Annotated in this window: 9 protein-coding genes; 2 read left to right on the top strand and 7 right to left on the bottom strand. The window is 58.4% G+C overall.

Going from position 1 to position 11,645, the window contains the following annotated elements; translation table 11 throughout:
- Positions 1 to 53: 53 nt before the first annotated feature.
- Positions 54 to 1,676, bottom strand: coding sequence for a peptide ABC transporter substrate-binding protein (locus BMY55_RS03630; RefSeq protein ID WP_091428348.1), 1,623 nt, complete (start codon positions 1,674 to 1,676; stop codon positions 54 to 56).
- Between the two features lie 201 nt (positions 1,677 to 1,877).
- Here BMY55_RS03630 and deoC point away from each other — a divergent pair, with 201 nt between their 5' ends.
- Together deoC and BMY55_RS03620 are read left to right on the top strand one after the other, a co-directional pair.
- A complete protein-coding gene (gene deoC, locus BMY55_RS03625) occupies positions 1,878 to 3,029 on the top strand; it encodes a deoxyribose-phosphate aldolase (protein WP_245744641.1) in 1,152 nt (383 codons plus the stop codon).
- 10 nt (positions 3,030 to 3,039) lie between these two features.
- The gene (locus BMY55_RS03620; RefSeq protein ID WP_091428342.1) at positions 3,040 to 5,391 is read left to right on the top strand and encodes an aldehyde dehydrogenase family protein; all 2,352 of its coding nucleotides are present in this window, start codon (positions 3,040 to 3,042) and stop codon (positions 5,389 to 5,391) included.
- Positions 5,392 to 5,451: 60 nt separating this feature from the next.
- Here the strand turns inward: BMY55_RS03620 and BMY55_RS03615 are convergent, their stop codons facing one another.
- Genes BMY55_RS03615 through BMY55_RS03590 form a run of 6 tightly spaced genes read right to left on the bottom strand, consistent with a single transcriptional unit; the run spans position 5,452 to position 11,593 of the window.
- Positions 5,452 to 6,129: a DUF1523 family protein gene (locus BMY55_RS03615; protein ID WP_091428339.1), complete on the bottom strand. Its 678-nt coding sequence runs from the start codon at positions 6,127 to 6,129 to the stop codon at positions 5,452 to 5,454.
- Positions 6,130 to 6,137: 8 nt separating this feature from the next.
- Complete coding sequence (locus tag BMY55_RS03610; protein WP_091428337.1) at positions 6,138 to 6,404, bottom strand: hypothetical protein; 267 nt, start codon at positions 6,402 to 6,404, stop codon at positions 6,138 to 6,140.
- Between the two features lie 2 nt (positions 6,405 to 6,406).
- Positions 6,407 to 7,768 (bottom strand): DUF6638 family protein, encoded by a 1,362-nt coding sequence (locus tag BMY55_RS03605; protein ID WP_091428335.1) that lies wholly within the window; start codon positions 7,766 to 7,768, stop codon positions 6,407 to 6,409.
- A complete protein-coding gene (locus BMY55_RS03600; protein WP_091428334.1) occupies positions 7,765 to 8,424 on the bottom strand; it encodes a hypothetical protein in 660 nt (219 codons plus the stop codon). The genes BMY55_RS03605 and BMY55_RS03600 overlap by 4 nt, the downstream gene beginning before the upstream one ends.
- A 50-nt stretch (positions 8,425 to 8,474) precedes the next feature.
- A complete protein-coding gene (locus BMY55_RS03595; RefSeq protein ID WP_091428331.1) occupies positions 8,475 to 10,409 on the bottom strand; it encodes an AAA family ATPase in 1,935 nt (644 codons plus the stop codon).
- A 14-nt stretch (positions 10,410 to 10,423) separates the two neighbouring features.
- Positions 10,424 to 11,593 (bottom strand): hypothetical protein, encoded by a 1,170-nt coding sequence (locus BMY55_RS03590; protein ID WP_091428330.1) that lies wholly within the window; start codon positions 11,591 to 11,593, stop codon positions 10,424 to 10,426.
- Between the last annotated feature and the right edge of the window lie 52 nt (positions 11,594 to 11,645).

The raw sequence follows: 11,645 nt of genomic DNA, 5'->3' as shown, positions 1-11,645 counted from the left end.
AGGTGGGCGGCCCGGTTTCCCGGACCCGCCCCAGTTTGGTAAGAACAGGTCGCTTATTCAGCCACTTTATACATCGTGCGGGAATAGATGTTGTTCATCAGGTCGTCAAAGGGGAAGCCCTTCAGGTCCGGCTTCACCATGATCACATTGGTGTACTGATACACCGGGACGATCGGCATATCGTCGGCCAGCAACTGCTCCATCTGCTTGTATTCTTCGGCCGGGTTAGCCGAAGTTTTCGCAGCTTTTGCCAGCGCATCATATTCGGGGTTGTTGTATTTGCCGTTGTTGTGCCCCGAGGTCGAGGTGAACAGATCCGTATAGGTCGACGGTTCGTTATAGTCACCACACCACGCATACCGCGCCATGCCGAAGTCACCATTGCGCAGTTTATCCAGGTGCACTTTCCATTCGAAATTGGCCAGAGTGATATTGGCACCCAAAGTCTGCTTCCACATCTGGGTGGCAGCGATTGCGATCTTCTTGTGCGCCTCGGACGTGTTGTAGTTCAGCGTCAGTTCAAGCGGCTTGCCGCCGGGGCCATAGCCTGCTTCTTCCAGAAGCTCTTTGGCCTTTGCCATACGCTCGTCCTGCGTCCATGTCGCATAGTCGATGTTCGGCATTTCGAAGCCAGCGGTTTTCTGGTGGGTCCAGTTGTAAGACGGGTACTGACCGCCTTTCAGGATGCTGTCGACGATCACATCACGATTCAACGCATATGACAGCGCCTTGCGAACACGCACATCTTTCAGCGCCTCGGGACCGTTTTCACGCAAGTTGAACATGTAGATATAGGAACACGACCGCGGCGTCGAATAGGTCTCGTCCGGCAGTTTTTCCTTCAGGGCAGGATATTGGCCTGCGGGGACCTCGGTCTTGTCAACTTCGCCGGCATCGTAACGGGTCAACGCGATATTTTCATCATTGATAACCAGTGCAACAACCGTATCAAGGATCGTGTTGTCGTTATCCCAATACATTGGGTTACGTTCGCGCGTAACTTTCACACCGGGCACGTAATCGGTCAGGACATAGGCACCGTTGCCAACAAGATTGCCGGGTTTGGTCCATTCGTTGCCATGAGCCTCCAGCACGCTCTGATTGACCGGAAAGGTCGATGCGTGTGTCAGCATACCGGGGAAATAGGGGCGCGGCGCGTCGATCTTGACCTCAAGGGTCTTGTCATCAAGGGCCGTCACACCCAGCGTGTCAGGTGCCATTTCACCGGCGACGATCTTGGTGGCATTTTCAACGCCCATCAGTTCCATGTACCACGCATATTCTGATGCGGTGGCCGGATCTGCCAGACGGCGCCAAGCATAGACGAAATCACCGGCGGTAACAGGGTCGCCATTCGACCACTTGGCATCGCGCAGCTTGAACGTATAGGTCAGACCATCTTCCGACACTTCCCAGCTTTCCGCTGCACCGGGGACCGAGTTACCTTGCGGGTCCGAGTTCACGAGACCTTCGAACAGATCGCGCAGAATGTGCGAGCCTTCAACATCCGTGTTGATTTGCGGGTCGAACGACTTCACGTCATCGAGCATGCGATAGGTATAGGTCTGGTTGTCCGCCAGCGCCTCGCCCGTGACCGGGTGGGTGCCCGCAGCCAAGGCTGGGCTTGCAATCGCAAATGCCGAGCACAAAAGGGCCGCTTTGATTGAAATGTTCATGAAGGTTCTCCCTTACCAGTTTTTTGTGGGATGATGCTTTGAACGGAACTCAATCGTTCCGCGAGAGACTCAGCCCTCCGGCAATCACCGATAAAGCATCCTAAGCGCAACTTGTCAGGAGAAACAACTCCTTGCAAGATTGTCGTTTTTCAGCATGTCGAGAGATCAAATCGCCGCGCCGCCCCCTGCAAAACCGTGAATATGGCGGCAGGTTTCGTCAATACGGCGGAGAATCGTCAGGCCACGTCTTCCCCCACCGAAATATTGCCAATCCTGAACACCCGTGCGAACCTTGGGCAAACACAACCCACTGGACAAATCCGAGGGAAATCCGTGCAAAGTGAACAGAGATCAGCCCGCACCTCGCAAAGGGATCGGGACACGACACAGTTGCCCCAAGTGACCCATTCCCGCAATCCGGGTATGGACCTTGACATGAACTGGGTGCGCGCCGCTCAGGCCAACACTTCTGCGATTGAACGTCGATGTGCGACCCTTCCGGGGCGGCGCAGCGTCAAAAAGGAACATCAAGCCGCGTGGCTGTTGAAAGCGATCACAATGATCGACCTGACCACTCTGTCAGGTGATGACACTGCGGGGCGTGTGCGTCGCCTGTGCGCCAAGGCCGCCCACCCGGTGCGATCCGAAATCTTGTCGTCGCTGGGCGTTGACGAAATCACCACCGGCGCGGTCTGTGTTTATCATGACATGATCGCACCCGCGGTCGAGACGCTTGATCATATGGGCGTCACCCTGCCGGTCGCAGCAGTTTCAACGGGGTTTCCCGCGGGCCTCAGCCCCTATCACCTGCGCGTCGAAGAAATTCGCGAAAGCGTGCGCGTCGGGGCGTCCGAGATCGACATCGTCATTTCGCGCCGCCACGTCCTGACCGGCAACTGGCAGGCGCTGTATGACGAAATGCGTGACTTCCGCGAGGCATGCGGCGCGGCGCATGTAAAAGCCATCCTCGCGACCGGAGAGTTGGGCAGCTTGCGCAATGTTGCGCGGGCTTCGTTGGTTTGCATGATGGCGGGCGCAGATTTCATCAAGACCTCCACCGGCAAGGAAAGCGTGAACGCGACGCTTCCCGTCAGTCTGGTGATGATCCGCGCGATCCGCGATTATTACGAGGCGACGGGCTACCGCGTTGGTTACAAGCCCGCAGGTGGCATCTCGAAAGCCAAGGACGCGATCACCTATCTGGCGCTGATCAAGGAAGAACTGGGCGACGATTGGCTAACACCCGACCTGTTCCGCTTCGGTGCCAGCTCGCTTCTTGGCGATATCGAGCGTCAGCTGGAACACCACGTGACCGGACATTACTCGGCCACCTACCGCCACCCGATGGGCTGAGGAGTTAGACATGACTGTGAAAGAAATCTTCGACACGATGGAATACGGCCCCGCCCCGGAAAGCGCCCGGGAAGCGCTGGCGTGGATTGCCGAGCGCGACCGACAGTTCGGCCTTTATGTCGGTGGTAAGATGACAGCGCCCGGAGATCTTTTCGACAGCAGGAACCCCGCGACCGGCGAGGTTTTGGCGCAGGTCACGCAGGCCACATCCGACGATGTGGACGCTGCTGTGTCGGCCGCGCGCAGGGCGCAGCGCAAATGGGCCGCACTGTCGGGCCATGAGAGGGCAAAATACCTCTATGCGCTCGCGCGACTGGTGCAAAAGCACTCGCGGCTGTTTGCGGTGCTGGAAACGCTGGATAATGGTAAACCCATCCGCGAAAGCCGCGATATCGACATCCCGCTGGTCGCGCGGCATTTCTATTACCACGCAGGCATGGCGCAATTGCAAGACGCCGAATTGCCCGACCGCGAGGCTTTGGGCGTCTGCGGCCAGATCATCCCGTGGAACTTCCCGCTGCTGATGCTGTCATGGAAAATCGCACCCGCGATTGCGATGGGCAACACCGTGGTTCTGAAACCCGCCGAATACACATCGCTGACCGCGCTTCTGTTTGCGCAAATCTGCGACGAAGCCGGACTGCCCAAAGGCGTCGTCAACATCGTCACCGGCGATGGCCGCGTGGGCGAAGCGATTGTGACGCATGAGGATATCGACAAGATCGCCTTCACCGGCTCGACCGAAGTGGGCCGGGTGATCCGGCGCGAAACGGCGGGATCCGGCAAGTCGCTGACGTTGGAATTGGGAGGCAAGTCGCCCTATATCGTGTTTGACGACGCCGATCTGGATTCAGCCGTAGAAGGGCTGGTCGACGCCATCTGGTTCAATCAGGGGCAGGTCTGCTGCGCTGGCTCGCGCCTGATCGTGCAGGAAGGTATCGCCGACCGGTTCTATGCCAAGTTGCGTGCGCGGATGGACAAGCTGCGGATGGGCGACCCGCTGGACAAATCCATCGACGTGGGGGCCGTGGTCGACCCGGTGCAGCACAAGCGCATCACCGAGTTGGTCGATGCCGGTGCTGGCGACGGCGAGCTTTACCAAGCCCCCTGCCCGATCCCCACGCCGGGATGTTTCTATCCGCCCACACTGATCACCGGGCTGTCGTCGGCCTCAATGCTGATGCAAGAAGAAATCTTCGGGCCCGTCCTGGTCGCCACTACCTTCCGCACCCCAACCGAGGCGGTCGAGATTGCCAACAACACCCGTTACGGACTGGCCGCCACAGTGTGGAGCGAGAATGTGAACCTGACCCTCGATATTGCGCCAAAGCTGGCGGCGGGCGTGGTTTGGGTGAACGGAACCAACATGTTCGACGCAGCCGCCGGTTTTGGTGGCGTGCGCGAAAGCGGCTTTGGGCGTGAAGGCGGATGGGAAGGGCTTCACGCCTATACCAAGCCGCGGGGCAAGTCGCAGCCCTTGAAACCCATCGCTGCCTTCCCCGCCCCGAAAGAAGCAACGGTCGGCGCGCTGGATCGCACTGCCAAGTTCTATATCGGCGGCAAGCAGGCACGTCCCGACGGCGGCTATTCGAAAGCGGTCTGGTCCAAACAGGGCGCGCTGCTGGGACATGTCGGGATCGCTAATCGCAAAGACATTCGCAACGCGGTCGAGGCCGCACACACGGCGGCAGGTTGGTCCAAGACCACCGGACATCTGCGCGCACAGATCCTTTATTACATCGGCGAGAACCTCTCGGCTCGCGCGGACGAATTCGCTGCCCGGATCGACGCCATGATGGGTGGCCGCAATGGGTCGAAAGAGGTTGAAGCCGCCGTCAGTCGTCTGTTCACCTATGCCGCATGGGCGGATAAATATGATGGGGCTGCGAAGCCCATCCCCATGCGTGGCGTGGCACTGGCGATGAACGAGCCGGTCGGCGTGATCGGCGGCTTCTGCCCGGACGACGCCCCCCTTCTTGGCCTCGTCTCGCTGATGGCCCCGGCCATCGCCATGGGCAACCGCGTGGTGCTGGCCGCAAGCGAGCCGTTTCCGCTGGCCGCGACCGATTTCTATCAGGTGCTTGACACGTCAGACGTTCCCGCAGGCGTGGTGAATATCGTTACAGGTAGTCATGCAGAGCTTGCCTCACCCCTCGCGGGCCACCTTGGTGTGGACGCTGTTTGGGCGCAGTCAGGGTCAGACGTTTCTGCCCTTGTCGAAATAGAAAGCGCGGGCAACCTGAAACGCACATGGGTCAACAACGCCCAGGCGCGGGACTGGTTCGGGGCAGCAGGCGAAGGCCGTGAATTTCTGGCCCAGGCGACCGAGGTGAAGACCATTTGGGTGCCCTACGGCGAATAACCTGATCTGGAAAGAAAAGCGCCGCGTCGGACCCTCCACGCGACACTTTTCTAGTGTTCGTCACTTCTTACGCCAGGATCCCAACCAGCGCGAAAACCGACCCCGTGTCTCGTCTGCGCGGGCGTCAACGGCGTCCCACGCCTCGCCCGCATCCTCCAACACCGGATCGATCGAGCGTTCGCGGAACTGCCGCCACAACGCACGGATGAACCCGATGATGACAGCCAGCACAACGAAGAACATGATGTTGAACCAAGGAATAATGGTCACATCCGGGCCTGCCACCGGGCGGATGGCAACCGCGTTCGGAAACGCCGAAATCAGCTCATTGCGCCAACCATAATGGGTTAGCACCGCCCATTTGGGGTTTTCCGGCGTAGATCGCAGATCGTCCACTTCGGTCTGCAAGCTCGCGGTGTCAAACTTGAAATAGAACGGCCAACCCCAGCCCGTGTCTTCGTTGCGATAAACCATGACCTCTTCCGCATCGCGGCGCACGAAACCCAGAAGGTAGGTTTTCTTTTTCACCGTCTGAACAAACTGAACATCGCGGTTGATCAGGTTTGCAGATTGATCATCCGGCTTAGACCAGAATATCCGGGTCCAGTCCCCAAGATCCTGCCGTTCCTGATAGGTGTTCACGACCCGCACCACGTCGTGTTGTGGCAGGACATAGTGCAGCACGCCGAACAGGATCAGGAAAATCAGACTGCGGATGATAAGACGAATGCGGCGCATGGGGGACCTCAGTTGATTAAAATGACAGACATCAGGACAAAAAGCGCGGGGATGACATAGACAAGCAGGATCAGCTTGGGCCGGAAACTTTTCTTGTAGTCCTCCATCCCTTCGCGCAACCACGCCTCGCGGTCGGTTTCATCGCCATCGGGATGTTCTTCGGCCCACTGGTCTTCCAGCTTTTCCAGCCGGATCGAACGGGAATATAGGCTGACCAGCACATAGACGATGCTAAGCCCGATAAACCCAAATATGACAAGTCGCACCAATCCCATCGTTACCTCCTGTTCACGGCGCCCCACGGACCGACGATCTCGATCATATCTTCTTGCGTCCGTCCACGCGTGATGCGCGGCATTTTCATCGGGTCTTTGCGCCCGCCGAACAACGCCTCGCGCGCACCGGCCTTATTCGCCATATAATCACGATGCAGGAATTCTGCCACAAACTCACGCTTTTCGTCGGGCCATGTGGCATAGGCGGCATAGAAAAGCTCTTTGTGGCAGATAAACAGCTGCCGGAAATCCATCGGCGCCAGTTCGGACAGCAGCCGGTTGATCAGATCGCGGTCGGGATGATCGGGGCGCGCGCGCAGGGTATAGAAATAGGCCGGGTGGCGGCTGTCGATCCGCGGCCATTGCCCCCCCGCTTCAGCCCAGCGCACCATGGCGGCCAACCCGCGAAACGCGTCGGGCAGATGCGCACCCATGCGCTGTGCCACATGGCGCAAGGTGCGCGAGGACATGTCGCCCAGATCGAGGCCCGCGCTGGTGGCGGCATCGACCAGAATAAATTCCATCTTCTGGCGCAGGATTGCCGCCCCGCCGTCGCCACGTTCCTGAACGACAGGTCCGACAAGGTCGTTGCGGCTGAGGAACCCCGCGAGACGGTTTGCGTCGGTCGTGTCAAGAACCTTGCCGGGCGGCGGCACGGCCAACCGCGTCTTGTCGCCCGACACGACCACGGCGGGGTTTTCCACATCGCGGAAAATGTAAAGCCCGCCGAAATGCGCCGTCCAGAAATTCCCCTGCTCGTATTCCTGCACGCCCAGATCGACCGGAACGCGCGTCACGTCGCCGGTTTCGCGGGCCAGATCAATCATTTCGGCGATCAGATCATCGTCATACCACGCGTTCGGCGCGGTCTGGAAATGGTCGATCTTCTCGGCCAACTCGCGCGCGTTTTTGACGTGGCTTTGGGTTGTGTCGGCCTCGATTGTGATCTTGCGAATGTCGAACAGGCGGGCCGGATCGGACACATCAAAGACCGAATTCATCAGCTCGCCCGCCACTGCGTCATGGGCGGTCAGCGCAAAAAGCTTCGCCTCGTTGTCCGCAATGAACTGCCGCAAAATCCCGCGCGAGGTCGAGAACATGGCGTTCAGCAGCGGCGCGGTCTTCTGGTCCACTGTCAGAATGATGAACTGCCGGTTGCAGCCATTTGGGTTGAGGTAGAGCGGGTCTTTGAATTCCTCGCCGATCTCGGGCGAGAAGCCGGAGATGTCGATGTGGAATTCTGTGAGCTTCGTCTGCTTGCCCGCCAGCCCCTTGAGCGCGCGGTTATACCGCTCGATCAGCGCCGGACTATCGACCCGGATCAAATTGCCAAACATGAGGCCGCGTTGGATGAGGCGTTTCATTTCTTAAGCCTCTCAAATCTGGCGGCAAAACTCTCGGCTTCATCCATAACCTGTGGCGTAAGTTCTACTCCTGGATCAAGTTGCCCGTGAACAAGCTGGTTTCGAAGATTCCTTAGGTCCATTAACCGTTCGGCATCGGACTGTGTAAAACCGGGTTCTTTCTCGACAAGTTCGACAGCAAACTTCATTGGATTGTAACCACGAAGCGCATTCCGCCCGATTGCGATTTTTTCTATTCGAATCCACGCATCAAGAAAACGACCTAACAAAGTCGCAGACTGAGGGGCGCTCAACGCTAGTTTGGTCTCAAACAAGCTTTCAAAAAGCTTCGAAGCTAGTTCCGAATAGGCTTCCACTTTCAGCCGTTCAACCGTTAGCCCATTACCTTGATGATAGAGTTCATTTCGCAACCTGTGAAACCACTCGATTAGGCCCAGATCTATGCCGATGATCTTTTGGGAAGCGTGTTCTTCTAGTCCATCAAGTAGGCGAGGAAAATCAGCGCAGATTTCTTCCCGTTTCTTACGGCTGATATCGAGTCCATATATACGTTTGGGAAGGCTGACATAGGTTTGCATCATCAGCTCGACAGAATTGTCGATGCTGATCATAGCAAGCCTGCGATTCGTATCTGAATCCTTCAGAAGCAAATCCATTCCGTGTCGCAATACTTCAGCTGGGCCAGAAGCCCAATGTGGCTCGGTACTCATTTCCCCTCCAAATACCGCTTCTTCGCCTCTTCCTGACGGCCGAAGTCACGCACCATCGCCTCGATGGCGGCTTCGTCTGACTTGTCGGCATAGCGGAATTCTGAATCGGCGTAGCGGTTGATTTCCTGGATCACCATCTCGGTGGTGATGGGCACGCGTAGCTCGGCGATCATCGCCTTCTTGGTGTCGTAATCCTTCACCAGGAACAGCTCGGGGTGTTCCATCCACTCATCCGGCAGCTCAAAGTCCATCGCGCGGACTTTCACCGCGTCGGTGATGTTCTTGATCGACCGCCCGGTGAACCGCTCATCCACCTCCTGAATGGCTTTCAGATAGGTGCCCATCTTGGCGATGCTGTCCAACTCACCGATCTTGTCGCGTACCCGGTCGAAGACCTCGAGCAGACCATCCTCTTGCGGGTGGGAATGGGCTTCGAAACTGCGCGCGACGGCGGATTTGATCTCCTGCGCCGCGTAAAGGTCGTGGTCACCCAGCGGGATGTCATGGTTCTTGCCCATGAGAAGATGCAGGATGTCGATATAGTCCTCGCGCGTTTGGGGTCCGTCGACCAGAAACCGGGCGCCGGCACGTTGGCGCAGGGCATCATCCACATTCTCGGGATAGTTCGAGAACATACCGAAGGTGCAGTTGCCGCGCACGACCGTATTGGCCCCCGCAAAGCTTTCCATCAGGACTGCCGTGACCTCTTGCTGACCCGCGCTGGACTGACGATCCCCCCGCTTGCCCGCGATCTGGTCGATGTCATCAATCGTGCCAAAGCCAATCACGTTGGGGTCGAGCACGTTGTTGATGAACGCCTTGGCGTTCTGGCCCGACTTGCCCTGATAGCTGTCGATATTGTCGATGCCGAAATTCTGGTAGCGGAACGGATAACCCGCCACAGCGCAATAATCATTGACCAGCCCGGCCATCATCTGGATCAGCGTCGTTTTCCCGGTGCCGGGCTTTCCGTCACCCATGAAAGTGAAAATGAAGCCGCCGAGTTCGGCAAACGGGTTCAGTTTGCGGTCGAAATCATAAGCCATCAGCATCTTGGCCAGTTTCATCGCCTGATATTTCGCGATGTGGTTGCCGACGACTTCGTTGGGTTTCTTGAACGTCATCGTGATCTTGGACCCGCGATACGCGCGGGCGGGGGTGAAGCCGGAAATCGTCAGGTCGTCCGCCTCGACCCGGTAATTGGCGGACGTGAAGGGGCCAAGATGCGACGCGGTCTGGGCGCGCAGGGCGACCTTTTCCATCAGTTGTTCGACAAAGGCCAAGACGGTCGCGACCAGCTTGTCTTCGGACGTGACAAAGGTGGCAAGTTCCTGATCCAGCTCCCACAACGCGCCCTTCAGCGCAAGCGGCGCATTGTCGGTCAGGATTTCCTCGACCGCGCCGACTTCAATCGACGCCTCGCTTGCGTGATCGGCCAACAGGAACGAGGTCGCATTGGCGAACACATGCAAGACGATCAGCGCCTCGGCGGTCAGAAGTTCCGAGAATGCAGTTTTCTTGTCAGCGCCCAAACGCCCTTCCAGATTGGCGCGACGCAGGGCGGCCAGTTCGGTTTGCTCGGCGAACCCCTCGCCCACCGCCAATGCAACCGCAATCGCGCGACGCAGCCCATGCAGCACGGTCGCCTGAAGCGGAGAGATGAGCGGGTCATCTCCGTCTGCGCTTTCAATTCGGTCCGCCAAATGCACCCCTTCGGGCCGTGCCGTCGAACGCGTCACAAGCCCCGGTGTCGTGGCGCGAAACCGACGCGGGCGGGCAATTCCCGGGCTGCGTTCAGGCGCGGGCGCGGCTTGCTTGGGTTTGGCAATCCTTGGCGTGTGGTCAAACCCGTTAAGATGCCCGGCAGCCGCCGTGTAATGTGCACGGATTTCTTCTTCGCGAAGCTCCATCAAATCAGCGGGTAAAGACATCAAGCACTCCTAAATCAACGGTAACTCAGCACCCGGCCACCGGGGCTGACAACAAATTTACGCACGTCGTGGAACCCGGCGGGGTTCTTTTCGGCCAGCACCTGAAAGGGCCGCGCGGGCATGATAATGGCGCGTTCCATTCGGGTGGCCCCGATGTTCGAGCCGGAACCTGCAAACGGGTCCAGCGCAAAAATCTCGCGTTCCACCGTGCCGAACCAGCCGGATTTCTCTTCCTTGACGCTTTGGCTTTTCAGTTCCTCGACCGTCCATGCCAAGGCCCAGTCTTCGCCGGGCGGGCTTTTCGCCTCGGCCAAGACCTCGCGCAGCGGGCCGGTCTGCTGGGTAAATGTATGGCTATACATCGGCCCCACATGGAACCGGCGCAGGCGCTTTGGGTGCAGATCATCGAAGTCCTTGTCGAACCCGGTCGCGATGGTCACGAGCTTCAGCCCCGCCATGCTTTGCGCCATCAGATGCGACTGCACCTGCGGCCAGCGGCGTTCATCTTTGGGCAGGGCTGTGCGGCCCGTATCCTCAAGCTCCATCAGATATATGGTGGGCAGGTTGACTTCGCTGTCATAGACCGCCCAGTGGGCCAGATAGACGCGACGCACATCACGCCCTTCGCCTTTGTTCCTTCGCCAGATCACGTCCGGGTGCATCTGTGGCCAGAACAAATCGCCCTTCGCAAGCTCTTCATAGTAAAGCCGCTGGGACAGTGAATATTGCAAATCCTTCGGCACGGTCAGGTCGCCCACAATCTGGCTGACCATCTGGCTTTTCAGATCCTCGACCGACGCCATGCCTTTCAGATGCGTTCCCGCCTGTGCCGCGTCCGACGCCATCTGGAGCAGTTCGGCATGAACCGGAAACCCGCTATCGCGCCGATCAAACGTCAGCGTCGCAGCGCCAAGCCCATAGGCCTTGTCGGACATATGATACTTGTTCGCCAGCGCCTTGAAGCTAAGGCCTAGTTTGATGAGGTAGCGCGCCAACACGTCCACCTCATCACGGGTGAGCTTGCCTTCAACCTCCATCTGCCCAGCGACACGGGCCAGATGCGCCGTGATCTTCTCGAACTTCGAGAAATATCGCCGCGTGATCTGCGTGTCCGTCAGTTCGGCATGGTCGCGGGGGGCGAAACCGGCAGAGGTGCGTTCAGAGGTTTTGATGTCGTTCGTCATAGTTTCCATTCAAACCAAGGAGGGCGGCGCCTGACCCTGGGTGGGTGCGAAG

It is taken from the genome of Aliiroseovarius sediminilitoris, from assembly GCF_900109955.1.
Lineage (GTDB): Bacteria > Pseudomonadota > Alphaproteobacteria > Rhodobacterales > Rhodobacteraceae > Aliiroseovarius > Aliiroseovarius sediminilitoris.
Note: the sequence above shows the minus strand (reverse complement) of the source record. Positions and strands in the feature narration are given on the sequence as shown.